The sequence below is a fragment of the Oerskovia enterophila genome (assembly GCF_044748475.1).
GTDB classification, from domain to species: Bacteria; Actinomycetota; Actinomycetes; order Actinomycetales; family Cellulomonadaceae; genus Oerskovia; species Oerskovia enterophila.
This window is the reverse complement of record NZ_JBIVFZ010000001.1, coordinates 485,792-511,828: the sequence shown is the minus strand read 5'-3', so window position 1 is coordinate 511,828 and position 26,037 is coordinate 485,792. Positions and strand designations below refer to the sequence as shown.

General features: G+C 71.6%; 17 protein-coding genes, 1 pseudogene and 1 riboswitch. Of the genes and pseudogenes, 9 read left to right on the top strand and 9 right to left on the bottom strand.

The window, feature by feature from the left end; all coding sequences use genetic code 11:
- Positions 1 to 85 precede the first annotated feature (85 nt).
- The 8 genes and pseudogenes from ACIPWA_RS02175 (at position 86) to galK (ending at position 9,518) form a co-directional block, all read left to right on the top strand.
- On the top strand, positions 86 to 1,093 hold the full coding sequence (locus ACIPWA_RS02175; RefSeq protein ID WP_400287897.1) for a hypothetical protein: 1,008 nt from the start codon (positions 86 to 88) through the stop codon (positions 1,091 to 1,093).
- Positions 1,094 to 1,161: 68 nt separating this feature from the next.
- Positions 1,162 to 2,154, top strand: coding sequence for a hypothetical protein (locus ACIPWA_RS02170; RefSeq protein ID WP_400287896.1), 993 nt, complete (start codon positions 1,162 to 1,164; stop codon positions 2,152 to 2,154).
- The gene (locus ACIPWA_RS02165; protein ID WP_400287895.1) at positions 2,151 to 3,800 is read left to right on the top strand and encodes an efflux RND transporter periplasmic adaptor subunit; all 1,650 of its coding nucleotides are present in this window, start codon (positions 2,151 to 2,153) and stop codon (positions 3,798 to 3,800) included. Before ACIPWA_RS02170 ends, ACIPWA_RS02165 begins: the two co-directional genes overlap by 4 nt.
- Before the next feature lie 158 nt (positions 3,801 to 3,958).
- On the top strand, positions 3,959 to 4,615 hold the full coding sequence (locus tag ACIPWA_RS02160) for an ABC transporter ATP-binding protein (protein WP_307822677.1): 657 nt from the start codon (positions 3,959 to 3,961) through the stop codon (positions 4,613 to 4,615).
- Positions 4,612 to 5,946 carry an ABC transporter permease gene (locus ACIPWA_RS02155; RefSeq protein WP_400287894.1) on the top strand — a complete coding sequence of 445 codons (1,335 nt, stop codon included), beginning with the start codon at positions 4,612 to 4,614 and terminating at the stop codon, positions 5,944 to 5,946. Before ACIPWA_RS02160 ends, ACIPWA_RS02155 begins: the two co-directional genes overlap by 4 nt.
- Positions 5,947 to 6,141: 195 nt before the next feature.
- Entirely contained in the window at positions 6,142 to 7,002 is an 861-nt protein-coding gene (locus ACIPWA_RS02150) for a DeoR/GlpR family DNA-binding transcription regulator (protein ID WP_400287893.1), read from the top strand.
- Positions 6,999 to 8,180, top strand: a pseudogene (gene galT, locus ACIPWA_RS02145) (galactose-1-phosphate uridylyltransferase); the annotation flags it as partial. The gene ACIPWA_RS02150 and the pseudogene galT, both read left to right, overlap by 4 nt.
- Positions 8,154 to 9,518 carry a galactokinase gene (gene galK / locus ACIPWA_RS02140; protein WP_400288451.1) on the top strand — a complete coding sequence of 455 codons (1,365 nt, stop codon included), beginning with the start codon at positions 8,154 to 8,156 and terminating at the stop codon, positions 9,516 to 9,518. The pseudogene galT and the gene galK, both read left to right, overlap by 27 nt.
- Here the strand turns inward: galK and ACIPWA_RS02135 are convergent.
- The 3 genes from ACIPWA_RS02135 to ACIPWA_RS02125 all read right to left on the bottom strand — a co-directional run bounded on the left by ACIPWA_RS02135 (position 9,495) and on the right by ACIPWA_RS02125 (position 16,056).
- Positions 9,495 to 11,684, bottom strand: coding sequence for an MMPL family transporter (locus ACIPWA_RS02135; protein WP_400287892.1), 2,190 nt, complete (start codon positions 11,682 to 11,684; stop codon positions 9,495 to 9,497). The genes galK and ACIPWA_RS02135 overlap by 24 nt on opposite strands.
- 266 nt (positions 11,685 to 11,950) lie before the next feature.
- Positions 11,951 to 15,148 carry a 3-keto-alpha-glucoside-1,2-lyase-like domain-containing protein gene (locus ACIPWA_RS02130; RefSeq protein ID WP_400287891.1) on the bottom strand — a complete coding sequence of 1,066 codons (3,198 nt, stop codon included), beginning with the start codon at positions 15,146 to 15,148 and terminating at the stop codon, positions 11,951 to 11,953.
- A 293-nt stretch (positions 15,149 to 15,441) separates the two neighbouring features.
- The gene (locus ACIPWA_RS02125; RefSeq protein WP_400287890.1) at positions 15,442 to 16,056 is read right to left on the bottom strand and encodes an ArsR/SmtB family transcription factor; all 615 of its coding nucleotides are present in this window, start codon (positions 16,054 to 16,056) and stop codon (positions 15,442 to 15,444) included.
- Between the two features lie 54 nt (positions 16,057 to 16,110).
- On the opposite strand from ACIPWA_RS02125, the gene ACIPWA_RS02120 reads away from it, so the two are divergent.
- A complete protein-coding gene (locus ACIPWA_RS02120; RefSeq protein WP_400287889.1) occupies positions 16,111 to 17,406 on the top strand; it encodes an MFS transporter in 1,296 nt (431 codons plus the stop codon).
- A gap of 17 nt (positions 17,407 to 17,423) precedes the next feature.
- Here the strand turns inward: ACIPWA_RS02120 and ACIPWA_RS02115 are convergent, their stop codons facing one another.
- The 6 genes from ACIPWA_RS02115 to mmsA form a co-directional block, all read right to left on the bottom strand.
- Positions 17,424 to 18,227 (bottom strand): exodeoxyribonuclease III, encoded by an 804-nt coding sequence (locus tag ACIPWA_RS02115; protein WP_400287888.1) that lies wholly within the window; start codon positions 18,225 to 18,227, stop codon positions 17,424 to 17,426.
- 441 nt (positions 18,228 to 18,668) lie between these two features.
- Entirely contained in the window at positions 18,669 to 20,297 is a 1,629-nt protein-coding gene (locus ACIPWA_RS02110; protein WP_400287887.1) for an MFS transporter, read from the bottom strand.
- 111 nt (positions 20,298 to 20,408) lie between these two features.
- Positions 20,409 to 21,299, bottom strand: a complete 891-nt coding sequence (locus ACIPWA_RS02105; protein ID WP_400287886.1) for a bifunctional methylenetetrahydrofolate dehydrogenase/methenyltetrahydrofolate cyclohydrolase — start codon at positions 21,297 to 21,299, stop codon at positions 20,409 to 20,411.
- Positions 21,300 to 21,408: 109 nt separating this feature from the next.
- A complete protein-coding gene (gene glyA / locus ACIPWA_RS02100) occupies positions 21,409 to 22,695 on the bottom strand; it encodes a serine hydroxymethyltransferase (RefSeq protein ID WP_056647660.1) in 1,287 nt (428 codons plus the stop codon).
- A 79-nt stretch (positions 22,696 to 22,774) separates the two neighbouring features.
- Positions 22,775 to 22,865: riboswitch (ZMP/ZTP riboswitch) on the bottom strand.
- 355 nt (positions 22,866 to 23,220) lie between these two features.
- Positions 23,221 to 24,393 (bottom strand): multiple monosaccharide ABC transporter permease, encoded by a 1,173-nt coding sequence (mmsB, locus tag ACIPWA_RS02095; protein WP_056647658.1) that lies wholly within the window; start codon positions 24,391 to 24,393, stop codon positions 23,221 to 23,223.
- Complete coding sequence (gene mmsA, locus ACIPWA_RS02090) at positions 24,390 to 25,940, bottom strand: multiple monosaccharide ABC transporter ATP-binding protein (RefSeq protein ID WP_056647655.1); 1,551 nt, start codon at positions 25,938 to 25,940, stop codon at positions 24,390 to 24,392. Before mmsA ends, mmsB begins: the two co-directional genes overlap by 4 nt.
- Positions 25,941 to 26,037: the final 97 nt, after the last annotated feature.

Below are 26,037 nucleotides of genomic sequence, written 5' to 3'. Positions count from 1 at the left end.
GCGCACGCCCACCCGGGAGCCCGACGAACCACCGCGGTCGAGGCCGCGCGCAGTGTCGACACGAATGTCCTAGGGGGGACACCGCATGAACGTACCGTCATCCACCCAGCCGTCCGCGCCCGGGCGCGCCCGTCGAGCCCCCGCGAGGGCCCTGGTCCTCGCGCTCCTCGCCGGACTGTCGCTCGCCGCGTGCACGGCACAGGAGAGCGAGAAATCGCCTCTCGACCTCACGCTGTTCGCGAGGTTCGACACCTTCCTCGAGGAGAACTCCCAGATCGCCTGGGTGACGAGGCACGAGGACGCCATCGCGGACTGCATGAAGGCCCAGGGGTTCGACTACGTACCCGACCTACCGGTCGTCACCGTCGCCGACGTCGACGGAGCCCCGCAGCAAGGCACTCCCGAGTACGTCGCCGAGTACGGCTATGGCGTGACTGACTCCCCCGGTCGAGCCGAGGAGATCACTGAGGGCGAACGGTTGCTCGAGGAGCAGGGAGACCCGCAGCAGGATCTCGTCGATGCGATGTCCTCCGCAGAGAAGGCGGCGTACGACTCGGCCCTGTGGGGCGGCGACCCCGCGACCGGCACCGAGGACGTCCGGAAGAGCGTCGACCCCGAGGACCGGGGGTGCCGGGCGATCGCCGAGGACGAGGTCGGACCCGACCCCGCCTCGTTCCTGTTCACCCCGGAGCTCGAGGCCCTGCAGGCCTCCATGGCGCAGATCGACGTCCGGGTCGCCGACGACCCGCGGCTCGCGGCCACCCACGAGCAGTGGGCCGACTGCATGTCCGACGCCGGGATCTTCGGCTTCAGCCACCCCGACGACGCCATGCAGTCGATCGTCACGGAGCTCAGCACGGACTTCCCGACCGTCGAGAGCGCAACGCTGGAGAACCCCGCATACGCCGCGCTGCAGCAGCGAGAGCTGGCGACCGCGACGGCAGACTTCGCGTGCCGCACCGAGATCGACTACGACGCGCAGCAGCAGCAGGTCCGCCACGACCTCGAGGCGGACTTCCTCGTGGAGAACCGGGAGCTCGTCGAGCAGGCGGTCGCCCAGTTCGAGAAGGTCTCCGGCTGGGACACACCATGAGCTCGTCCGACGAGGCGTCCCTCCCCGCACGTCAACCCACCACTTCCCACCGAACGAAGGAAAGCAGCATGCGTCGACCCTCGACACGGCCCGCCGCGATCACGGCACTCGGCCTCACCGGGGTGCTTCTCCTCGCGGCCTGCGGAGGCGCTGACGCGCCCGCAGCCGACGAGGACAGTCCGCTGACCGCGTTCTACGAGTCCATCAGCGGCGACCTCGACAGCGAGGCCCAGCAGAAGAAGTACGAGGAGCAGAACCGCAAGGCCGAGGAGCTCGTCGCCGCATGCATGGTCGAGCAGGGCTTCGAGTACATCCCGGTCGACCAGAGCGCCAACGTCGTCACCTTCGACGAGGAGCACGACCCGGAGAAGTACGCCGCCGAGTACGGCTACGGCATGACCATCTACCAGGAGCCGACCGAGGAGGAGCAGGCCGAGATGGACTCGTACGTCGACCCCAACCAGGAGTATCTCGCGTCGATGTCCGAGACCGAGATGAATGCCTACTACACCGCACTGCACGGCGACATGTTCGCCGTGGAACCGGACGAGAACGGTGAGATGCCGCCCCTGGAGACGTCACAGATGGGCTGCTGGGGAGCGGCTCAGAACGAGGCGAGCGGCGGCGAGCAGGAGCTGTGGGAGTCCGAGGACATGACCGCGTTCAACGAAGCCAGCACCAAGCTCTACAAGGACGTCGAGAAGTCCCCGAAGCTGTCCGAGGCCAACGCGAAGTGGTCCGACTGCATGGCGGACGCCGGGTTCGACCACGCGAGCCCCCAGGCGGCCACGGACTACTTCATGGAGGCGTCCAACTCGCTGTACGACAACCAGACCCCCGACGGGCCCAGCGAGGCGGAGCAGGCCGAGACCGAAGAGCGGCTCGCCACGCTGCAGGACGAGGAGAGGAGCACGGCGGTGGCTGACTACGACTGCCAGGAAGAGGTCGGGTACGGGGACGTCCGGCGCACCGTCCAGTTCGAGCTCGAGAAGACGTTCGTCGAGGAGAACAAGGACCTGCTGGACCGCATCACCGCCGCCTACGAGGAGTTCGCCAAGTGAAGCTCTCGCGCTCCCGTGGTCGCGGCACCGGCGCGCAGGCGACCGAGATCGAGGGGCAGGCGGTCGGTGAGGCGACCCTCGCGGCAACGCCGGGGACCGGGCTGCGGGGCCACCGCCTCATCTGGCTCGTCGCTGGGATCGCCGTCCTGAGCCTGCTGGCAGGCATCGTCGTGAGCCGCCTGATCGTCTCCCCCGCGCAGGCTGCCGCAGATGCCCAGGCCCCCGACGCCGGGCTCATCACCGTCCCGGTCGAGAAGAAGGTCATCGCGAACGACGTGACGCTGCGGGGGGACGTCAAGTACGACGACGCCGTCCAGGTGAAGGTCGAGACCGCGGACCTCGGCGGCCCCGCGGTCGTGACCGGGCAGGTCCCGGCGCTCGGTGCCGAACTCGGCCAGACGTCGATCGCCCTGGAGGTCTCGGGGCGCCCGGTCATCGTCCTGCCCGGCGAGCTCCCCGCCTACCGGACGCTGCGCGTGGGGGTCTCGGGCCCGGACGTCGTCCAGCTCAAGGCGGCCCTCACCGCGGTCGGGATCGACCCGGGCAAGGCCGACAGCAACGTCTACGACGCCGCGACGGCGGCCGCGGTCGACAAGCTCTACGCGAACGTCGGGTATCCCTCGCCGTCGAGCGGCGACGAGGCGAAGGACGGTGTGGAGGCCGCGACCCAGGGGGTCAAGGACGCCGAGGACGCGCTCACCTCAGCTCGCGCAGACCTCTCGACATCGAGGGGAGGCGCGACCGAGGTCGAGAAGCTCGAGGCGGACAACGCCGTGCGGGGGGCCGAGAGGAACCTGGCCGCCGCACAGGACGGGACGACGGACCCCGCAGCCGAGCCCGGGACGCCGCCCCAGCCAGGAGACGTCGCGGGCGCGCAGGACGCGCTGACGCTCGCGCGGGCGCAGCGGGCTGCGCTCGACAAGCCGAAAGACGTCGCGGCACAGACCGCCGCGGTCACCAGGGCGCAACGCCAGGTGGACGACGCCAAGAAAGCGCTGGGCGAGGCCCGCACGCAGACGCTGACCGCGCTGCCTGCGAGCGAGGTGCTCTTCCTCTCCGGCCTGCCGCGACGCGTCGACGAGGTGCTCGTGGAGCGCGGCGCGACGATCTCGGGCCCTGTGATGGCGGTCTCCGGGGCGACGCTCGTCATCGAGGCCTCGGCCGGTGCCTCCGACGCCGAGCTCCTCACAGCCGGAGCCAAGGCGACCTTCACCCTGCCGGACGACACGGAGGGGACGGCGACCGTGACGTCGGTCGAGGCCCGCAAGGCAGACGGCGAGGGAAAGGAGTCGAGCGCCGAGGCCAAGAAGGGCGCCCGCTTCACGGTCTCGCTCGCACCGGACGCGCTGACGCCGGAGCAGATCACCCTCTTGCAGGGGAGCAACCTCCGCCTCACGATCCCGGTGAGCTCGACGGCCGGAGAGGTGCTCGCCGTACCGCTCGCGGCGCTGACCGCCGGGCCGGGCGGCGAGTCTCGGGTCGAGGTCCTGCGCGGCGACGCCGCCTCCCCGAACAAGGGCACGGGCAAGGACCGGGCGACCGACCTCGTGCCGGTCAAGACCGGCCTCGCTGCCGGTGGGTTCGTCGAGATCGTCTCGTCCGACGACCCCCTCGAGCCCGGTGACAAGGTGGTGGTCGGCAAGTGACCGGGGACGTCGACTGGCTCGGCCTGAACGGGTCGGCCGGTCCCCCCGCGAGCGTCCTCGACGGTGGTCCGGACACCCTGTCGGCCCCTGCGGACGACCAGGTCGGGGCGGGTCGCGGCACCGTCTCGGCTGACACCCCTCCGGCGGTCGTCGAGCTCGTGGACGTGACGCGGAGCTTTCCCGGGCCGCCCGTCGTGGACGCCCTGACGTCGGTGAACCTGCGGATCGAACCGGGCGACTACGTGTCGATCATCGGCCCGTCCGGCTCGGGCAAGTCGACGCTCCTGAACCTCCTGGGTCTCCTGGACCGGCCCACGTCCGGGGACTACCTGCTCGACGGCGTGGCGACCGGGCGCGCGTCCGAGTCGGTGCGTTCGGCCCTGCGGGGCGGCCGGATCGGCTTCGTCTTCCAGTCCTTCCACCTGCTGCCGCACCGCACGGTGCTCGACAACGTCCTCCTCGCGACGCTGTACAGCGGAGTACCGAGGGGTGAACGGCAGGAGCGTGCGCGGGCCGCGCTGGACAGGGTCCACCTGTCGCACCGCGTCGACTTCACGCCGACCACGCTCTCGGGCGGGGAGCGCCAGCGCGTCGCTGTCGCCCGTGCTGTCGTCGCGAGCCCGCACCTGCTCCTCGCCGACGAGCCGACGGGCAACCTGGACTCGACCAACTCGGTCGAGATCATGGAGCTGTTCGACGAGCTGCACGCGGACGGGCTCACGCTCGTGGTCATCACCCACGACCCGGCTGTCTCCGCCCGGGCACAGCGCCGGGTGCGGATCGCCGACGGTCGACTCACGGAGCTCGACCGATGAGGGCGTTCGAGGCGTTGAAGGCCCGTCTGTCTGGTCGGGCGACGCAGGACCCGACGGGCGACGCACCGACGAGCGGCCGACGGACGTCGAAGCAGCGGGTCCACCGAGGTCGGGCGCGCGACCGGTTCAACGCTCGCGACCTCTTCGCCGAGGCCGCGCACGGGATCGGAGCCCGGCCCGGGCGCCTGGTCCTGACGATCCTCGGCACGGTCCTCGGTATCGCGTCGGTCGTGATCACGGTCGGTCTCGCGCAGACCGCCGCAGGCCAGATCAGCCGCCAGTTCGATGCCGTGGCCGCGACCCAGGTCGTCATCACCCCGGCCAAGGCCGGCAACGGGGACGACGCACGCCCGAAGGGCCGCATCCCGTGGGACGGCGCGGAGCGCGTCACCCAGATCAACGGGGTCGTCGCTGCGGGGCTCGCCGCTCCGGTCGACGTCGAGGGCCGGCGGGTCACGGCCGTTCCGGTCAACGACCCGTCGGTCGCCGACAGGACGAGCCCTGCGGTCGTCGCGGGCTCCGCCGGTCTCCTCGATGCCGTGCGGGGGCAGGTCGTGGTCGGACGCTTCTTCGACGGCGGCCACGATGCCCGCAACGACCGGGTCGTGGTGCTCGGTGAGCGCGCCGCCGAGCAGCTCGGGATCAACCGTATCGACAGCCAGCCGTCGATCTTCATCGGCGACGACGCCTACACCGTCATCGGGGTCTTCGGCGACGTGAAGAGACGCACGGACCTCCTCGACGCGGTGGTGCTCCCGGTCGGCACCGCAAGGCAGGACTTCCTCGTGGGCGCGCCCGAGGAGCTGCAGATCCACATCGAGACGGGTGCCGGTTCCCTGGTCGCCGAGCAGGGGCCCGTCGCCCTCGACCCCAACTCACCCGAGTCCTTCAAAGCCCAGGTACCGGCGAGCGGTTCCTCGCTCCAGGAGAACGTCCAGGCTGACATCAACGCGATCTTCCTCGCCCTGGGCGGGATCGCGCTGCTCGTCGGTGGTCTCGGGATCGCGAACGTGACGCTGCTGTCGGTCATGGAACGGGTCGGGGAGATCGGGCTCCGGCGCGCGCTCGGTGCGACCAAGCGGGACATCGCCGGGCAGTTCGTGGTGGAGTCCGTCGTGATCGGCCTCCTCGGCGGACTGGTGGGTGCGTCGCTCGGGGTGTTCACCGTGGTGATCGTCTCGGTCGTCCAGGACTGGACACCCATCCTGGACATCTGGGTCGCGATCGGCTCGGCGCTCCTCGGTGGCGTGATCGGGCTCCTCGCCGGGACCTATCCGGCGCTCAAGGCGGCGGCGATCGAGCCGATCGCCGCACTGCGGGGAGGGATCTAGCGTTCGTCTCCCCACGACGGCCGTCCACCTCGCGGGGTGGACGGCCGTCGTGCGCCACGGAACGTGCCGGGCACGGCCCGTTCGCCGTCCGCCGTCACCGGTTCGCCCACCCGCCGAACCTAGAGATACGCCCCGCCTCCGTCCCGGACATGTTGGCTCTTGTTGCTTTCTGTTCGAATGTGTCACCATGGCAGCATGCTCGCCTCCCAGCGCCACGAACGCATCCTCGCGGGGCTCCGCGACCACGGTGCCGTCCGGATCGCCGACCTGACCCAGGAGCTCGGCGTCTCGGACATGACCGTGCGCCGCGACCTCCTCGAGCTCGCCGAGCAGGGACTGCTCCGCAAGGTCCACGGAGGCGCGGTCTCCCCGCAGGCCACGTCGCACGAGCCCGGGTTCGAGGCCAAGAGCGCGCTCGCTCTCGACGAGAAGCGCGCGATCGCCCGTGCCGCCGTCCGCCTCGTCTCCCCCGGCTCCTCGATCGCCCTGTCGGCAGGCACCACGACGCACCTGCTCGCGGTCGAGATCGCCGCAGACTCGCGGCTGCGCCCCCTGACCGTCGTGACCAACTCGCTCCCGGTCGCCGAGGCCCTGTACCGCGCGGGCGACCCACAGCTCGAGACCGTGCTCACGGGCGGGTCGCGCACGCCGTCGGACGCCCTGGTCGGTCCCCTCACCGAGGCCGCGCTCGCGAGCCTGCGCGTCGACCAGACCTTCCTGGGCGCGCACGGCGTGAGCGTCGAGGCGGGGCTGACGACGCCCAACCTCGACGAGGCCGCGACCGACCGCGCCCTCGTCGCGATCGCGGGACGCACCGTCGTGCTCGCCGACCACACCAAGTGGCGCACCACGGGCCTGAGCGTCTTCGCACGGCTCGACCAGGTCGACGTGCTCGTGACCGACGACGCCCTGCCGGCCTCCGACCAGGAGGCCGCGCGCGACGTCGTCGAGCAGCTCGTGGTCGCCTCTCCGCCCGATGGTCCGCCGGCCCCGCAGTCACAGCCCACCCGAACCCCACCCACCCCCGCACCCCAGGACGGTCGTACCTCCCGATGAACCAGCACCTGCGCCGCACCCCGACCCGCCTGGCCGACGGCCGCGAGCTCGTCTACTTCGACGACTCGCCCGCGTACGTCGCGGGCGAGCTCACGCGTCGGCTCGACGACCCCCGGCCGCTGGGCGACCGGTTCGCCGCCGTGACCGGCCCCGACGGGCACGAGCACCCCTACACGGGCCCCGAGATGCGCCTCGACCCGCTCTCGGGCGACTGGATCCCGATGGCCGCGCACCGCATGAACCGCACGTTCCTGCCCGCTGCGGACTCGTGCCCGCTGTGTCCGGCCCGCCCCGGCGCGGCCTACTCGGACGGCGAGGTCCCGGACACCGACTACGACGTCGTGGTCTTCGAGAACCGCTTCCCGTCGCTGCAGTTCGTGCCGGGCGTCTCCGACGTCGAAGGAGCGCTCGAGGGCGAGGGGACCCTCGAGACCCGCGCTCCGGCGTCGGGCCGCTGCGAGGTCATCGTCTTCTCGAGCGACCACTCCTCGTCGTTCGGCGCGCTGCCCCCGCAGCGCGTGCGCACCATCATCGACGCGTGGGCCGACCGCACCGAGGCCCTCGGACGCGAGCCCGGCGTCGAGCAGGTCTTCTGCTTCGAGAACCGCGGCCAGGAGATCGGCGTCACCCTGCACCACCCGCACGGCCAGATCTACGGCTACCCGTACATCACGCCCGCGACCCGCGCGATGCTCGAGCAGGCCCGCGCGCACCACGAGCGCACGGGCGGCAACCTGCTGCGCGACGTCCTCGACGCCGAGCTCGCGGACGGCCGCCGGATCGTCCTGGAGACCGAGCACTGGGTCGCCTACGTGCCCTTCGCGGCCCGGTGGCCCGTCGAGGTGCACGTCACGCCGCGCCGGGACGTGCCCGACCTCCCCGCGCTCACCGACGCCGAGCGCGACGACCTCGCGGTCGCCTACCTCGAGCTCCTGCGCCGCCTCGACCTGTTCTTCGAGGGGCCCGACGGCGCGCCCGTCCCCCTGCCCTACATCGCTGCCTGGCACCAGGCCCCGGTGCGGGAGGGGCGCGAGCTCTCGCGCCTTCACCTGCAGGTCTTCTCGGTGCTGCGCGCACCGGGCAAGCTCAAGTACCTCGCGGGCTCGGAGTCGGGCATGGGCGCGTGGGTCAGCGACACGACCCCCGAGCGGATCGCGGCGCGCCTGCAGGCGCTCGCCCCGGCCCCGGCGGCACAGTGGGTCGAGTCCTGGCCCGACGACGTCGGTGCGGACCGCGTCCGGCAGGCCTTCGCGGCCGCGTACCCCGCGGACGGCACGGAAGGCGGGGACGAGGCGGACGGTGCCCCCGAGGTCCGCGTCTACGCCGCGCCGGGGCGCGTCAACATCATCGGCGAGCACACCGACTACAACGCCGGGCTGTGCCTGCCCATCGCGCTCCCCCACCGCACGTACGTCGCGCTGTGCCCCCGGACCGACTCGGTCGTGCGTCTCGCCTCGGCCCAGGAGCCCGGCGCCGCGTGGACCGGGCGGCTCGCGGACGTCGCGCCCGGAGCCGTGACCGGCTGGGCCGCGTACGTGGCCGGGGTCGCCTGGGCGCTCGGGCAGCACCTCGAGGCGACCGGTGGTTCGGCCGAGACCATCCGTGGCTTCGACGCCGTGGTCGACTCGTGCGTGCCCTACGGCGCGGGCCTGTCGTCGTCGGCCGCGCTCGAGTGCTCGGTCGCGGTCGGGATCGACGACGTCGCCGGCCTGGGTCTCGCGGCCACCGACGCCGGGCGGGCGACGCTCGCAGCCGCCGCGATCCGCGCCGAGAACGAGGTCGCGGGCGCCCCGACGGGCGGCATGGACCAGTCGGCCTCGCTGCGCTGCGCCCCGGGCCACGCGCTGCTCCTCGACTGCCGGCCGGGGCTCGACCCAGTCGACGCCGTCGAGCAGATCCCGTTCGACCTCGCGGCCGAGGGGCTCGCGCTGCTCGTGATCGACACCCGGGCCGAGCACGCGCTGGTCGACGGCCAGTACGCGCAGCGACGTGCGACGTGCGAGGCGGCCGCCGCGACCCTGGGGCTCGCGAACCTGCGCGAGCTCGCGGACTCGGTCATCGCTGCCGGCGCTGCCGAGGGAGACGCGGCGGCCCGCGAGGCCGCGGCCGCCGAAGCCCTCGCCGCGGCGCTCGACCGGCTGCCCGACGACGTCTCGCGCCGCCGCGTGCGTCACGTCGTGACCGAGATCGCCCGGACCCAGGACCTGGTGTCGCTGCTGCGCGCGGGGCGAGCCTCCGACGTCGGGCCGCTCATGGACGCGTCCCACGCGTCCCTGCGCGACGACTACGAGGTCTCCGCGACCGAGCTTGACGTCGCGGTCGAGGCCGCACGCGACGCCGGCGCGCTGGGAGCCCGCATGACGGGCGGCGGGTTCGGGGGGTCCGCGATCGCGCTGGTCCCGGCCGAGCGTGCCTCCGCGGTCGCGGACGCCGTGGCCGGCGCCTTCGCCCGCGCGGGCCTCGGGGCGCCCGGGTTCCTCCTGGCCGTCCCGTCAGCCCCGGCCGGCGCCTGCTGACGCACCGCTGCCCACGAGGGTGCGCGGCGAGGGCTCCTCGCCGCGCGCCCCGTCCGGCTCGACGCCGCGGCCTGGGCCCCTCCGCCCGCCCGGGAACCACCAGTTCCAGCGTCCCAGGAGCGACATCGAGGCCGGGAGCAGCAGGCCGCGGACGATCGTGACGTCGAGCAGGACCGCGACGGCCATCCCCACACCGATCTCCTTCATCGCCACGAGGTCGCCCAGCGCGAAGCCCGCGAACACGATCCCGATCGACACGGCCGCGACCGTGATGACAGGACCCGACGCCACGACGCCCGCGAGGACCGCCCGGTCGTTCGCGCGGCGGTCGTCCCCGGTCCGTCGACGCCACTCCTCCGAGATGCGGGCGAGGAGGAACACCTCGTAGTCCATCGACAGGCCGAACAGGAAGACGAACAGCAGCGCGGGACTCGTGGCGTCGATCGTGCCCGTGGGCTCGAAGCCCAGGAACCGTGCGCCCCAGCCCCACTGGAAGACCGCGACGAGCACCCCGAGCGACGCGGTCAGCGCGAGCAGGTTCAGGACCAGCGCCTTGAGCGGGACCACGACCGACCGGGTGAGCCAGCCCAGCAGGAGCATGGCGGGCAGCACGACCGCGGCGAACGCCCACGGGAGCCGGTCCCGCGCCTGCTGGGTCGCGTCGACGAGCTCGGCCGCCGGGCCTGCGACCTGCACCGAGAACGGCACGTCGAGCCCTCGGACGTACCGGACCACGGACTGCGCCTCCTCGCCCGTGGCCGTGCCGTCGGGGGTCACCTCCGCGACCGTCACGTCGGGCGGGAAGTCCTCCAGGTGCTGGACGTCCTCGACGCCCGGCAGCCCGTAGACCGCGTCGAGCAGCGACCGGACCTGCGGGTCCTCGACGGAGGCCCCCAGGAGGAGAGTGACGGGCTGGACCCCCAGGACGTCGAAGTCCTGCTCGACCTTCTCCTGCGCGACCCGCTCCTGCGTGCCCGGCGGGAGCGACCGCGCATCCGAGCTCCCCAGCGTGAGCGAGGCCAGCGGGGCGCTCAGAAGCAGGAGCACGGCCGCCGAGCCGAGCGTGACCGCAACCGGCCGGCGCTGGGCGAACGACGCCGACCGCGCGAGGAGACCGGCCCCCGTCCTCGTCCGTCGGCGTGCCCAGGTCCGGGTCCGCGGGGCGGGGATCGACGCGTGCAGCACCGCGACCAGGGCCGGCACGAGCGTGATCCCCGCGACCGTCGTCAGACCGACCACGAGCAGACCGCCCAGCGCCATGCTCGCGAGCAGCGGGTCGGCGAGCACGAGCAGCCCCGTGAGCGCCGACGCGACGGCCAGCCCCGACACGAGGACCGCCCGTCCTGCGGTCGACACCGTCCTGGCCATCAGCTCCTCGAGCGTGGCCCCGGGAGACCGGTCGCGCTCCTCCCGGAACCGCACGACGACCAGGAGGCTGTAGTCGACGGCCAGGCCCAGGCCCAGGAGGGTCACCACGTTGACCGCGAACTCGCTCACGGGGACCACGCCGGCCAGGGCGCTCAGCGCCAGGAGAGAGGCCGCGATCGACGCGAGCGCAGCGGCGACGGGCAACAACCCTGCACGCAGGCCGCCGAGCACGAGCACGAGGACCACGCACAGCACCACGAGGGCGACCGACTCGCCCACGACCGCGTCGGCCGTGGCGATGTCGGCGAACGTCCGCTCGGCCATGAGCTCGCCGCCCACGACGACCTCGGGCGCGTCGATCGTCTGTAGGACCGCCACCACGCGGTCCCCGACCTCGAGGGCCTGCTCGTCCGAGAGGTCGAGCTCGAGCTCGACCACGACGAGCGAGCTGAGCCCGTCGTCCGAGATCAGGCCGCCCGACGTGAACGCGTCCGTGACCTCCAGGACCCCGGGGATCTCACGGACCTCCTGCATGACGCGGTACCCGCTCTCGAGGAGAGACGGAGTGAAGAAGTCGACGCCGCCGACGACGGCCGTGAGCGTCTGCCCCTGCGGGTCGAGCTCGTCGAGCAGCGCCTGCGCCTGCGCGGCGGGCGCACCGGCGGGCAGGCTGTCGACCGCGGTCGTGCGGTCGAAGACCCCGCCGCCGATCACCGCCCCCAGCAGAGCGAGCGTGACCCACAGGGCCAGGACGAGAGCTCGGAGACGGACCGTGACCCGACCGAGGTGCGCGAGCATGGTCGACTACCTCTCGACGACAGACGGAGCGTCGTCGTCGACGCCCCGGCAGATGGTGACAGACGCCGCACGACGAGGGCAAACCTGCGGTGCGGCGGTCGTGCGGGGGAGATACCGGGTGGTGCGCGGTCTCGCTGCGCAGAGTGCACGATGCGGCGGCGTCCCGCCGGGCGAGTCGCCGCCGCATCATGCACCTGGCGCGGGGTCGCTTGCTGCCGACCCCACCGGGCGGCGGCCGGTCATGCCTGCCGCCGCCCGGTCACGCGTCAGCCGCAGCTCGACGCGTCGTAGGTCGTCTCGACCACGACCTCCTTGCCTCCGGAAGTCGCCGTCACGGTCGCGGTCCCGGCCTCGATCGAGGTCGAGCGCGTCGCGAACGTCTGCTGGGCCGACTTGCCCGGCAGGACGCCGGTCATGGTCTTCTTGCCGAACGGCGTGCTGAGCACGACGTCGACGGGCACCGTGTCGTCGTTGACGGCACGCACGTTGAGCGTGACCTTGCCTGCCACGCACTTGGGCTGGACGGTCACGGACACCGCGAGCTCGGGCTCGGGCTCGGCGCCCAGGTCCTTGACGCGGATGTTCCGGTAGGAGACCGTCTCACCGGCGCCGTGGTTCTGGATGCCGATGAAGCCGCTCGACAGGTCGCGCGCCGGGTCGGTGCTCGTGAAGTCGTTGACGAGCACGTCGTTGAGGTAGATCCGGATGCGGTCTCCCTCGACGCGGATGTCGTACGCGTTCCACTGCCCCACGGGCTTGAGCGCCGCGGTCACTGCCGCTGCGTCAGCGCCCTGGAACGTGTAGATCGCTCCCGTGGTGCGGTCGGCCGCGTCGCTCGCGTCGATCTGGATCTCGTAGCCCTGGTTGACCGCGACCCACGGGTCGTTGCCCGGGTTCGGGAATCCGACGAACACGCCGCCGTTGTCGTCCTTGACGAGCTTCCAGTCGAGCTTGAGCGAGTACTCCTCGAGCTCCTGGGCCGTGTACCAGAGCAGACCCATGCCACCGTTGGTGCGGATCGAGCAGTCGTCCTGGCGGCCGAACGTCCCGGAGCCCGCGAGCTTCCAGTCGGCCAGGCTCGCGAGCGTGCCGTCGAAGATGCCGCGGTAACCGTCCTCGACGTCGGCCGGGGAGCAGATGTCGGGGTTCTGCCCGATCGACAGCACGTCCAGGTTCACGTTGCCCTGGTCGCCCTGGTCGTACTTGAGGGTGATCGTGTTGTGTCCCGCGGCAAGGTCGACGTCACGCGTGATCGTGTCCCACACCTTCCAGTCGCCCGTCGTGGGGAGGGTCCACGGACCGACCTTCTGACCGTTGACGTAGAGCGAGACGTCCTTGGCGCGCAGCTCGGTGTACGGGTGGATGCCGTTCGCGTAGCGCAGGTTGAGCGGGTAGGTGCCCGCCTCGGGAACCGTCACGGCGAACGTGCGGCCAGAGCCGACGTTCTGCATCCCGGCGGCGAAGCCGGAGCCGGAGTAGTTGCTGTGGTCCGAGCCGAGGCTCGAGCTGCCGAGCGGCTGCGCCTCCTCGGCCTCGTACCAGCCGCGGTCTGCCGGGGCGACGTAGCCCGGCAGCGAGTTGAGCGTGTACCAGGCCTCGGTGCTCAGGAGCTCGGCGCCCTCGTCCGAGGCGAACGGGCGCGGCGAACGCAGGTGCACGACGTGGCCGGGCTTGAGACCGTCGACCTTGAGCGTGACCGTCGTCCGGTCCTCGGACACCGTGGCGTCGGTGACGAACAGCGGCGACTCGTCGACCTTGGGTCCGCCGTACTGCTGCGTCGGCACGTAGCGCCACTGCTTGAGCGCGTAGGCGTCGGCCAGCTTCGCCACGACGGCGTCGGACACCGGGTCGGTGTACTCGATCTCGAACCCGCCCTCGACGACGCGCATCTCCTTCATGTCGAACGAGTCCTCGTTGACCGGGGAGAGCTTCTGCAGGCCGAAACGCAGCTTGCCGGACTCGCCCCAGTTGCCGCCCTCGCCCGTGCCGCCGACGTACAGCGCGCCGTCGGGGCCCGTGATGACACGGTTGGCGCCGACCTCGAGACCCGCGGTGTGGCGGAAGACCGCACCCTGGAACTCTCCGTCGACCTTCTCGAGGAACGCGCGCTGGAGTCCGCCGTAGGTGACGTCACCGAGGAGCATCTGCCCGGCGAACTCGCCGTCCTCGACGAGGATCGGGTTGCCCGGGGAGTTGGCGATCTCGTTCTGCGGGAGCCACAGCGCGGGCTGTGACACAGGGTTCGCGTCGAACTTCCCGGCAGGGGTCGTGAAGTGGTTGAAGAACTTGTCCTGCTCGATGTGGACGAGCTTGTTCGCAGGGAGCCACGCGCCCTGGTTGTCCGTCCCGAAGATCGCACCCTCGGGGCCGAAGCCGATCCCGTTCGGGGTGCGCAGGCCGCCCGCGACGTAGGTGACCTCACCCGTTGCGCGGTCGATCTTGATCGACGTGCCACGGTTGGCTGCAGGCTGCGGGGTGGTCGTCGCGCCACCGTTGTCGATCGCGACCGAGAGGTTGACGTAGAAGTAGTTCTCGTCGTGGATCAGGCCGAACGCGAACTCGTGGAAGTTGCCGCCGTCGGGCCACCCGGCGATCTTGGTGTGCGTGTCGTAGAAGCCGTCGCCGTCCGGGTCGGTGAGCTGCGTGAGCTGGTACCGCTCGGAGACGAAGATCGAGTCCTCGATGACCTCGATGCCCATGGGGTTGAGGAGCTGGTCGGCGACCTTCGTCACCGTGACGTCCTCGGGGCCGGTCGCGTCGATCACGCCGTCGAGGAGGTACACCTCGCCCGACGTCGGGTTGGGCCGCCAGCCACCGGAGCTCACGTCACCCGTGGTCACCACGGCCAGCTTCTCGTCCGGGGTGAACGCGAGGCCCGAGACCTTGGGCTCGAAGCCCGCAGGACGCAGGTCGACGAGCTCGTAGTTCGGGTTGACGGTGTCCAGGCGCAGGCCGTCGCCCGAGGTGTCCGTCGCACCCTCGCAGTACTTGTTGCCGGGCGCGGTCACGCGCACGACGTTGGCCTCGGTGCTCAGCACCGACGTGGGGACGACCACGAACGACGTGGCTCCGGGGGGCTTCCACGCGAGCATCAGGCGCTGCTTGTCCGTCCCCTCGTAGTACTCGACGCGCAGGTCGTGAGTGCCCGCGGTCAGGGTGATCGCGCCCTCGACCGAGGTCGAGTCGTTCGGGCCGTCGTTCTCGAGCACGAGCTGGTCGTCGATGTAGACCAGAGCGCCGTCGTCGTTCGTCACACGGAACGAGTACTCGCCGTCAGCAGGCACCGTGAGCGTCGCCAAGGCGTGGGAGATGAAGCGGTCGGACGCACCGAACTGCTCCGGGGTGCTCCAGTCGATCGTCGGCATGAGCTTGTCGACGTTGGGCGTGGTTCCCGACTTGAGGGTGCACACCGAGCCGGGGTCCTGCGCGAGCTGGAAGGTCCGCAGCGTGACGCCGGGCTCCATCTCGGTCTCGGCAGCCTGAGCGGATGGAAGCGTCCCGACGAAGGCGAGGGGGACGAGCAGAGAGGCCCCGAGCAGGCCGGAGAGGCCTCTTCGATGGCGTGAGGGGATTCGCACTGGAGATCTTCCTCCTTGAAGACGGGTCAGCGATGACTTCTCGGACCCTAGGGAGGCTTTTGCTTGCTGTCAACCAAAAGTTGCAAGTTGTTAGACAGATCGAGGGTGAGATCGGCCCTGCGCGCCGAGTGCGTGATTCCGCAACGACACACCCGGCGAGTCACTGCAGGATCATGCACTCAGCGCGGGTCTCGGCTCGTGTCGTGGTGGATGGCGACGAACACCGACCACGGCTCGCCGTCAGCCGCCGGCTCGCGCTGCCGGAAGTCCTCGAGCACCTCGTTGAGGCGTCGCGAGAGCTCCTCGCGGCCTTCAGCATCGAGCCGCAGCCCGAGTCGCCCCATGTCGACGCTCGCCGGGTCGGCCGCCGACAGCTCCTCGAGGAAGGCGTCGAGCAGCACCTGCTGCCCGCCGGGTCCCAGGTCGGCGGTCCACGACCGCCCCGTCGCCAGGTACGGCACCTCTCGCGCCCCGCGCGCACCGGTGCGCGCGGGCTGCGCGGCCAAGAACCCTCGCGCCACGAGCGTCCGGACGTGATGGAGCGTCGTCGCCGGATTCTTGCCGAGGAGCTTGGCGATCTCCTTGTTGGTCCGCGGCTCGTCGAGGCAGATGCGCAGGATCCGCACCCGCAGGGTCGACGCGAGCGCGCGCGCATCGGCGTCCCGCTCGGCGGCCGAGTCGCCTGCCGTCGGCAGGTCGGCCGTCGGCGCGTGGGCACCGCGGCCCGTGGTTGCGGCGACGGGTCCGGTCGCGGGTTCCTGCTCTGCGGAGGGGGCTGTGCGGTCCGGGGTCACCCCCACAGGTTAACTGATTGACATTTCTCAATCACTTGCAGCACGCTGTTCCGCATGACGTCCGACGAACCGCAGGTGCGCACCGCCGCGTCCCCGCGCAGCCTGATCCACCACCGCGACTTCCGCTACCTGTGGGGCGGAGACGCGCTGGGGCAGCTCGGCGCGCAGCTCACGGGCTTCGTCCTTCCGATCTTCGCCGTGTCCCACCTGCACGCGACCGAGTGGCAGATGGGTGCCCTCAACGCGGCGGAGACCGCGGCGTTCCTGCTCCTCAGCCTGCCGGCCGGGGCGTGGGTCGACCGCATGCGCAAGCGCCGCGTGCTCGTCGCGGCCGACCTCGCCCGCGCGACGATCCTCTCGGTCGTGGTCGTCGCGGCCCTCACGGGGAACGCGAGCATGGCGCTGCTCATCGGAGCCGCCGTGGTCATCAGCACCTTCAGCCTCTTCTTCGACGTCGCGCACCAGAGCTACGTGCCCGGCCTCGTCGGGCTCGACCACGTCGTCGAGGGCAACTCCAAGCTCCAGGCGACCCAGTCCGTCGCGATGATCGCCGGCCCCGCGATCGGCGGGGTCGCGCTGCGCGTGCTGTCCGCTCCCCTCGTGCTGGTCGCGACCGTCGGCACGTACCTGGCCAGCGCGTTCGCGATGGCGCGGATCGGCCACCGCGAGGACCTGCCCGACCCCGCGTCGCGACGCCCGCTGCGCACCGAGATCGCCGAGGGGCTGCGCTTCGTCGCGAGCGAACCGTTGCTCCGGCGGATCCTCGCCTGCACGTCGCTCAGCAACCTGGGTGGGGCGATCGGCAACGCGGTCGTGGTCATCTTCGCCCTGCGCACGCTCGACGTCGGGACCGCGACCTACGGCGTCGTGCTCTCGGCGAGCGCCGCGGGCGGCCTCCTCGGCGCGGTCCTGGCCGACCGCGCCGCCCGCTGGGTCGGTCCAGCACGGATCATCCCCGCCTCGGCGGTGTTCACCGGCCTGTCCTACGCCATCACGCCCGCCGCGGCCGTCGTGGCGGTCACGGGCGCAGGGTCCACGCTGGTCCCCGTGGTGCTCGTGGTCGGAGGCTTCGTGTTCAACCTGGCGGTCGTCGTCTACAACGTCGCGCAGGTGAGCTTCCGTCAGCGCCTGTGCCCGCCCGCGCTGCTGGGCCGCATGAACGCCTCGGCCCGATTCATCGTGTGGGGCCCCATCCCGATCGGCGGGCTGCTCGGCGGGTGGATCGGGACCGTGTGGGGCGTGGCTCCAGCGCTCTGGATCGGGGCCGTCGTCATGACGCTGGGCGCGCTGCCGGTCCTCCTGTCGCCGCTGTCACGCATGACCGAGCTGCCGGTCCCGGCCCACGACTGACCCCGGGCGCGCCGGGGTCAGAGGTCGTACGTCGCGACCAGTGCGGCGTGGTCGCTCCAGCGGCTCTCGTAGTCGTCGGCGCGGTCGACCTCGACCTTGACCGCGTGCTCGGCCAGGGCCGGGGACGCGAGCTGATAGTCGATGCGCCAGCCCGAGTCGTTGACGAAGGCTTGACCGCGCCAGGACCACCAGGTGAACGGGCCGGGCCCCTCGCCACCGTGACGCCGCCCGAGGTCCACGAACCCCAGGTCGTCGAACCAGGTGTCGAGGTAGGCCCGCTCCTCGGGCAGGAAGCCCGCGGACTTCTGGTTGCCCTTCCAGTTCTTGATGTCGACGTTCTTGTGCGCGATGTTCAGGTCACCTGCCACGACGACGAGGCCCCCCGCGGCCGAGAGCTCCCGCAGGCGCTCGGTGACCTTCTCCAGGTAGGCGTACTTCTCGTCCATCTTGGGCGTGCCGGCCGTACCGGAGTGGATGTAGGTCGAGACGACCGTGAGCTTCTCGCTGGAGGGCAGCTCGAGGTCCGCCTCGACCCAGCGGCCCGTGTCCACGGGCGGCTCCGGCTCCCCCTTGCCCAGACCGATCCGCACGGCCGTCACGGGCAGTCGCGACGCCACCGCGACACCTGCCCGACCCTTGATGTCGCACGCCTGGTGGGCGATGTGCCAGCCCTCGCCCAGGAGCTCGTTCAGGATCTCGTCAGGCGCGCGGACCTCCTGGAGGAGCATGACGTCCGGGGTGCGCGAGGCGACCCAGGCGTCCATCCCTCGACGGTAGGCGGCGCGGATCCCGTTCACATTGGCAGTAGCGATCGTCAGCACCCGGCCATCAAACCCCACGCCACCCACACGGGCGAAAACGGGGACGCGAGACGCTCGTCACGACCCCTGCGCCACGTCGTCAGAACCACACCGGGCCATCCACCGGCCCAGTTCTGACAACTCATCCGCGGCACCCGCCGCGCGCAGCCCGCGACCCGGCGACGCCAAGTTGTCAGAACCACACCGGGCCACCCGCCGGCCCAGTTCTGACAACTCATCCGTGCCCGCGACCCGTTGACCATCACCCCGTCGCTCGCCCCGCCAGCCCGCAAACCCCGCGACGCCAAGTTGTCAGAACCACACCGGGCCATCCACCGGCCCAGTTCTGACAACTCATCCGTGCCCGCGACCCGTGGACCGTCGCCCCGTCGCTCGCCCCGCCAGCCCCGCAAGTCCTGCCTGCCGTGCCAGCCCGCTGGCTCTGCCTGGACCAGCGCACCATCACCCTCGCACTGGAGGACTGGCGGGAAGCACCGCCTCACGGAAGCGCCCCGCGAGCACGACCGTCGCGAGCGCCAGCACGGCCAGCAGCCCGAACCCCAGCCGCAGCGCGTCGGTCGTCGCGAAGACCCCCGTCATCGCCCCACCGAGCACGGCACCGACGTAGGTGAACACGTTGAGCCGGGCCACGGCACGGTCGGTCGCTTCCTCGACGGTCGGAGCAGCTCCGACCACGTCAGCGGCGGCACCATCGGCCGCAGTACCGTCGGCCGCAGTACCGTCGGTCACCGCGCCGCGCCCTCCTCCCCCGAGGTCGTGACCGGACCCCGCCCGAGCAGCATCAGCCGCCCGGGCACCCTCGTCCGCCCGCGCCCCCGTCGGCACCTCCGCGTCCGGCCCGTCGACCCGCACCCCGGTCCGCACCCCGACCCGCACCGCCGCGACCGACTCGGCGGCCCGGTCGCCCGCGGCCGAGAACGCCATGGGAGCCACGACCCCGAGCCCCAGCCCGGTCGCCGCGAACCCGAGGACCGCGAGCGGCCACACCGGCGAGACCGCGACGAGCCCGAGCCCCACGACCCCCACCGAACCGCCGAGAGCCACGACGCGCACGCGCCCCCAGCGCTCGACCGCGCGGTCCCCCAGGAGCCGCGAGCAGATCAGCGTCGCCTGGTAGGCGCCGAACCCCAGCGGCCCGACGACGGCGCTCGCCCCGAGCACGTCCTGCAGGAAGGTCGCGCCCCAGCTCGAGACCGCGGAGTCCGCGACCGGGAAGGCCAGCATCGCGAGGCCGAGCACGATCACGGTCCCCGCCCCGACCATGCCCGTCGCGCCACGAGCCCTCTCCACGGCGGGAACCACCGCGCCGCCAGGCCCGTCGCTCTCGCCGACGCCCCCGGGCCCGCCGCCCGTCCCGGTGACGGGACCGGCGCCGTCGGGCAGCGCGCGCACGCCGCCCCCGGCCGGACCCGGAGCCCCCGCGACCGCGACCGCCGCGGTCCGCGAGAGCAGCCCGGCCCGCAGCACGAGCACCGTGACCGCCACGACCGCCGCGACCAGCGCCAAGGACACGGGCAGCGCGATCCCCAGCCCCGCCGCCCCCGACACCGCGAGCGACCCGACGACTCCGCCCGCGGCGTTGGCCGCGAAGAACGACGCGATGAGGCTGCGCCCGTAGGCGCGCTGCACGTCGATGCCCTGCATCGACGTCGAGGCGTCGACCGACCCGAGCGCCACGCCGTACACCGCGAACGCGAGGAAGAACGTCGCGAGCAGCCCGGCCCCCGCGCTCAGCCCGACCGCGAGGATCCCGGCGGCTGCCACCAGGAGCCCACCGGTCACGACGCGCGCCGACCCGAACCGGGCGGCGAACCACCCGGACAGCGCGCTGCCCGTCCCCGCGCACACGCAGACCCCGAGGATCACGAGCGTGATGACGTCGGGGCCGATGCCCAGGTAGCGCTCGTACGTGGGGACGTTGGTCAGCATCACGGCGAAGCCGAAGCCCTGCGCCGCGTAGGCGGCCGTGGCGCTCCAGCGCGCGCGGCGCACGGGACGGGGGACGACGAGGGGGGCGGGGACGACGGCCACGATGCCGTCGTCGCCCCCTGCCCGGGACGCGGGGGTCATGGCGGAACACTAGTCCTGCTCGGGCGCGCAGCACGACAGGGCGTCAGAAAAGACAGGACGGGCTCGACCCGCAGGTCGCGCCCGTCCCGACGTGCCCGAGGAACCGCAGGCTCAGGCGGTGATCCCCGCAGCACGCTCGGCCGAGTCGACGACGTTGGCGAGGAGCATCGCGCGCGTCATGGGCCCGACGCCGCCCGGGTTCGGGGAGATCCAGCCCGCGACCTCGGCGACGGCCGGGTCGGCGTCACCGACGACGCGGCTCTTGCCGGTCTCCTCGTCGACCTCGCGCGAGACGCCCACGTCGATCACGACGGCGCCCGGCTTGACCATGTCGTGCGTGATGATGCCCTTGACGCCCGCGGCGGCCACGACGACGTCGGCCCGTCGGACGAGCGAGGCCAGGTCCTGGGTGCCCGTGTGCGTGAGGGTCACGGTCGCGTTGACCGCACGGCGCGTGAGGAGCAGGCCGATCGAGCGGCCCACGGTCACGCCGCGGCCCACGACCACGACCTCCTTGCCCACGAGCGAGATCCCGTGGCGCTCGATGAGCTCGATGATGCCGCGCGGCGTGCAGGGCAGCGGCGAGGTGACCTCCTCGTTGACGCGCAGCACGAGGCGGCCGAGGTTGGTCGGGTGCAGCCCGTCGGCGTCCTTGTCGGGGTCGATGAGCTCGAGCACGCGGTTGGTGTCGATGCCCTTCGGCAGCGGGAGCTGCACGATGTAGCCCGTGCACGCGGGGTCGTCGTTGAGGCGGCGGACCGCGGCCTCGATCTCCTCCTGCGTGGCCTCGGCGGGCAGGTCCTCACGGATCGAGGACAGCCCGATCTCTGCGCAGTCGCGGTGCTTGCCCGCGACGTACCACTGCGAACCGGGGTCGTCGCCGACCAGGAGCGTGCCGAGTCCCGGCACGACGCCCCGCTCGGCGAGGCCGGCGAGGCGGGTCTTGAGCTCGGACTTGATGGCGGCGGCCGTGGCCTTGCCGTCCAGGATCTGCGCGGTCATGGGGCTCCTCAGGGTCTGGCGGGGACGAACAGGCCGCTGGGTGCGGAGTGCTCGTCGCGGATCGGGCGGATCAGCGACAAGTGCTCCGCACCCAGCGGCTCACGGGTGACTACTGCGACAGACCCGGGTACAGCGGGAAGTCCGCCGTCAGCTTGCGCACGCGAGCGCTCAGGCCCTCGACGTCGGCGCCCGCACCGGCCTTGAGCGTGGCCGCGATGATCTCGGCGACCTCGGTGAACTCCTCGTCGCCGAAGCCACGCGTCGCGAGCGCGGGCGTACCGATGCGCAGGCCCGACGTGACGCGCGGGGGACGCGGGTCGAACGGCACGGCGTTGCGGTTCACGGTGATGCCCACGGCGTGCAGGAGGTCCTCGGCCTGCTGGCCGTCGAGCTCCGAGTGGCGCAGGTCCACGAGCACCAGGTGGACGTCGGTGCCGCCCGTCAGGACGGACACGCCCTTCTCGGCGACGTCGGGCTGGGCCAGGCGGTCCGCGATGATGCTCGCGCCGCGCAGCGTGCGCTCCTGACGGTCCTTGAACGCGTCGGAGCCGGCGATCTTGAAGGACACGGCCTTCGCGGCGACGACGTGCATGAGCGGGCCGCCCTGCTGGCCCGGGAACACGGCGGAGTCGATCTTCTTGGCGAACTCCTCCTTGGACAGGATGAAGCCCGAGCGGGGGCCGCCGATGGTCTTGTGGACCGTCGAGGACACGACGTCGGCGTAGGGCACCGGGGACGGGTGCAGACCCGCGGCGACGAGCCCGGCGAAGTGCGCCATGTCGACCCAGAGCTTGGCGCCGACCTCGTCCGCGATCTCGCGGAACGCCGCGAAGTCGATGTGGCGCGGGTACGCGGACCAGCCGGCGATGATCACGTCGGGGCGGGTCTCGAGGGCCGTCTTGCGGACCTCGTCCATCTCGATGCGGTACGACTGCGGGTCCACGCCGTACGCGGAGACGTCGTACAGCTTGCCCGAGAAGTTGATCTTCATGCCGTGCGTGAGGTGGCCGCCGTGCGCCAGCTCGAGGCCGAGGATCTTGTCGCCCTTGTTGATGAGGGCGTGCAGCACGGCCGCGTTGGCGGTCGCGCCCGAGTGGGGCTGGACGTTGGCGTGCTCGGCGCCGAACAGCGACTTGGCGCGCGCGATCGCGAGGTTCTCGGCGACGTCGACCTGCTCGCAGCCCCCGTAGTAGCGGCGGCCCGGGTAGCCCTCGGCGTACTTGTTCGTCAGGACGGAGCCCTGCGCCTGCAGGACGGCGCGCGGCACGAAGTTCTCCGACGCGATCATCTCGAGGGTGTCGCGCTGGCGTGCGAGCTCCCCGTCGAGGACCGCGGCGATCTCCGGGTCGACCTCGAGCAGGGACTGGTTCAGGACGTTGTCCGGCTGGGCGCTCATGCGTCTCCTTGGGTTCTGTCTGCGGATGACGGTCTCGTGGGGAGGCGTGCTCTATCCGGGCACGTCCCCACAGGGGGCGACCCGGGGCCCAGGCGAACGACCCGTCGTCTACACAGCATGCCGCTCCCCGGTGGTGATCCACCATCCCCGTCCGTCCCGCGGCCTCCCCGGAGGGCGGCGTGCGGGGCGCGGGTGCGCCAGTCGCGACGTGCACGATCCTAGCCCACGTCGGTGGGCGGCGGCAGGTGGTCCGCATCACGCCGGGTCCCGGTCTCGTCGCGGCAGGCTCAGGCCCGACGGCGGAGCGCCCGTCAGGTGGTCGTGCCGCCCTCGGCAGTCGTGGCCTCGCCCCCGGCGGGCAGGTCCGACGCCCACGCGCCCGTGGCGCGCTCCGCCGTCGGGCGTCCGGGCACGGCACAGCGGGGTGCGCGCGGCTCTCGCCGCACGCACCCCGCTGGTCCGGTCACGTCAGGACGGGTGTGCGCCCGTCCTGACGTCCCCCCACCGCGACTCCCCCACGACGGATCAGGAGAGTGCGGCGCGCCTCTTGCTCAGCAGGTCGAACGCGACCGCGAGGAGCAGGACCAGGCCCTTGATCGCCTGCTGCCAGGCGGCGTCGACCGCCATGATCGACAGCCCCATGTTGAGGACGCCCATGATGAGCGCACCGATCATGGCTCCGGACACGCGTCCCACGCCACCCGCGACCGCGGTGCCGCCGATGAAGCACGCGGCGATCGCGTCGAGCTCGTAGTTCATGCCCGCAGCGGCCACGCCGGCCCCGGCGCGCGAGGTCGTGATGACGGCCGCGACCGCAGCCAGGACACCCATGTTGACGAAGATGCCGAAGTCGACTCGGCGCGAGTTGACGCCCGACAGGACCGCGGCGTGCCGGTTCCCGCCGATCGCGTAGACGTGCCGACCGAACACGCTGCGGTTGAGCACGAACGAGTACGCGATGATGAGGATGCCCACGATGAGCAGGACGATCGGCGTGCCGCCCGAGCTGAGCGAGAGCCAGTACGTGACGACACCGATGAGCACCGCGGCCAGGACGATCTTGACGACGAACGCGGGCAGCGGCTCGACCGCGAGCTCGTGGCGACGCAACGAGGTCCGCGAGCGCCACTGGGCGATCGCGAAGGCCACGATCCCGATCGCGCCGATCACGAGGGTCACGACGTCGAGGTTCCCGACGAACCCGAACCAGTTGGGCACCGAGCCGTTGCTGATCGCGATGAACCCGCTCGGCAGGCCCGCGACCGTGGTGCCGACCAGGACGATCGCCAGGCCACGGAAGATGAGCATGCCCGCGAGCGTCACGATGAACGCGGGGATGCCGACGTACGCGACCCAGAAGCCCTGCCACATCCCCACGAGCGCCCCGACCCCGAGGGACAGGACCACGGCGAGGAGCCACGGCAGGTCCCACTGGCTCATCATGATGGCGCACAGGCCGCCCACGAACGCGACGACCGAGCCGACCGAGAGGTCGATGTGCCCCGCGACGATCACCATGACCATGCCGATCGCGAGGATCATCACGTAGGCGTTCTGCTGGATGAGGCTCGCGACGTTGTTCGGGTAGAGCAGTCGTCCGTCCGTGAGGACCTGGAACAGCAGGACGATCACGAGCAGTGCCGCGACGATGCCGTACTGGCGGACGTTGCGGCCGAGGTATTCCCTGACGGCGTTCATCGGACGGTGACTCCCTTGTCCATGGTCATGTAGTGCATCAGTGCTTCTTGGGTGGCGTCGGCGCGCGCGACCTCCCCGGTGATCCGGCCCTGGCTCATCGCGTAGACACGGTCGCACAGGCCGATGAGCTCGGGGAGCTCGGAGGAGATGACGACGACGGCCTTGCCGGCGTCGGCGAGCGCGTTGATGATCGCGTAGATCTCGTACTTGGCGCCCACGTCGATGCCGCGGGTCGGCTCGTCGAGGATCAGGACGTCGGGGTCGGAGTAGACCCACTTCGACAGGACGACCTTCTGCTGGTTGCCGCCCGAGAGCTTCCCGACGACGGCCTCGACCGTCGGGGCCTTGATCCGGAAGTCGGTGCGGTAGCGCTCGGCGACCTGGGTCTCGGCCTGCGAGTCGACGACGCCCCAGCGCGAGACCTTGCCCAGCGCCGAGGCCGAGATGTTCTCGCGGATGGTCTGGATGAGGTTGAGCCCGTACCGCTTGCGGTCCTCGGTCGCGTAGGCCAGCCCGTGGGCGATGGCCTCCTTGACGCTGCGCGTGCGGACGAGGGTCCCGTTCTTGTAGACGCTGCCGGAGATCCTGGAGCCGTACGAGTGGCCGAACACGCTCATCGCGAGCTCGGTGCGCCCTGCGCCCATGAGGCCGGCCATGCCGACGATCTCGCCCGCCCGCACGTGCAGGTTCGCGTGGTCGACGACGACGCGGTCGGTGTCGATCGGGTGGTGGACCGTCCAGTCCTCGATGCGCAGGACCTCCTCGCCGATGGTCGGCTCGTGGTCCGGGAAGCGGCTGTCGAGCGAGCGCCCGACCATGCCGCGGATGATGCGGTCCTCGGTCACGGGCTCGGCGCCGTGCAGGTCGAGCGTCTCGATCGTCGCGCCGTCGCGGATGATCGTCACGCGGTCGGCGATCGCAGCGATCTCGTTGAGCTTGTGGGAGATGATGATGCAGGTGATCCCGTGGCTGCGGAACTCGTCGATCAGCTTGAGCAGGTGGGCGCTGTCCTCGTCGTTGAGCGCCGCGGTGGGCTCGTCGAGGATGAGCAGGTCCACGCGCTTGGACAGCGCCTTGGCGATCTCGACGAGCTGCTGCTTGCCGACCCCGATGTCCATGGCCTTGGTCGCGGGGTTCTCCCAGAGCCCCACGCGCTCGAGCAGCGCGGCGGCCTCGCTCGTGGTGCGGTGCCAGTCGACGATCCCCGCGGAGGCCTTCTCGTTGCCGAGGAAGATGTTCTCCGCGATCGACAGGTGCGGCACGAGCGCCAGCTCCTGGTGGATGATCACGATCCCGCGGGCCTCGCTGTCCCGGATGGTCCGGAACTCGCACGTCTCGCCGTCCATGACGATCGTGCCCTCGTAGGTGCCGTGCGGGTAGACGCCCGACAGCACCTTCATCAGGGTCGACTTGCCGGCCCCGTTCTCCCCGCAGATCGCGTGGACCTCGCCCCGACGCACGTCCAGCGTGACGTCCTGCAAGGCCTTGACACCGGGGAACTCCTTGGTGATCCCCCGCATCTCGAGGATGTTGCTCTCGCTGGCCATGGGTCAGCTCCTCACTCGTCCGTTCCTGTCGACGGTGCGCGCGGCCGTCGGCCGACCGCGCCACCTCGTCGCTCGTCCTGCTCACCTCGGGCGCGCC

Coding starts and splice junctions, on each gene's coding strand:
- ACIPWA_RS02175 (WP_400287897.1), top strand. CDS start 86: ATGAACGTACCGTCATCCACCCAGCCGTCCGCGCCCGGGCGCGCCCGT.
- ACIPWA_RS02170 (WP_400287896.1), top strand. CDS start 1,162: ATGCGTCGACCCTCGACACGGCCCGCCGCGATCACGGCACTCGGCCTC.
- ACIPWA_RS02155 (WP_400287894.1), top strand. CDS start 4,612: ATGAGGGCGTTCGAGGCGTTGAAGGCCCGTCTGTCTGGTCGGGCGACG.
- ACIPWA_RS02150 (WP_400287893.1), top strand. CDS start 6,142: ATGCTCGCCTCCCAGCGCCACGAACGCATCCTCGCGGGGCTCCGCGAC.
- ACIPWA_RS02135 (WP_400287892.1), bottom strand. CDS start 11,684: ATGCTCGCGCACCTCGGTCGGGTCACGGTCCGTCTCCGAGCTCTCGTC.
- ACIPWA_RS02130 (WP_400287891.1), bottom strand. CDS start 15,148: ATGGAGCCCGGCGTCACGCTGCGGACCTTCCAGCTCGCGCAGGACCCC.
- ACIPWA_RS02120 (WP_400287889.1), top strand. CDS start 16,111: ATGACGTCCGACGAACCGCAGGTGCGCACCGCCGCGTCCCCGCGCAGC.
- ACIPWA_RS02110 (WP_400287887.1), bottom strand. CDS start 20,297: ATGACCCCCGCGTCCCGGGCAGGGGGCGACGACGGCATCGTGGCCGTC.
- ACIPWA_RS02105 (WP_400287886.1), bottom strand. CDS start 21,299: ATGACCGCGCAGATCCTGGACGGCAAGGCCACGGCCGCCGCCATCAAG.
- glyA (WP_056647660.1), bottom strand. CDS start 22,695: ATGAGCGCCCAGCCGGACAACGTCCTGAACCAGTCCCTGCTCGAGGTC.
- mmsB (WP_056647658.1), bottom strand. CDS start 24,393: ATGAACGCCGTCAGGGAATACCTCGGCCGCAACGTCCGCCAGTACGGC.
- mmsA (WP_056647655.1), bottom strand. CDS start 25,940: ATGGCCAGCGAGAGCAACATCCTCGAGATGCGGGGGATCACCAAGGAG.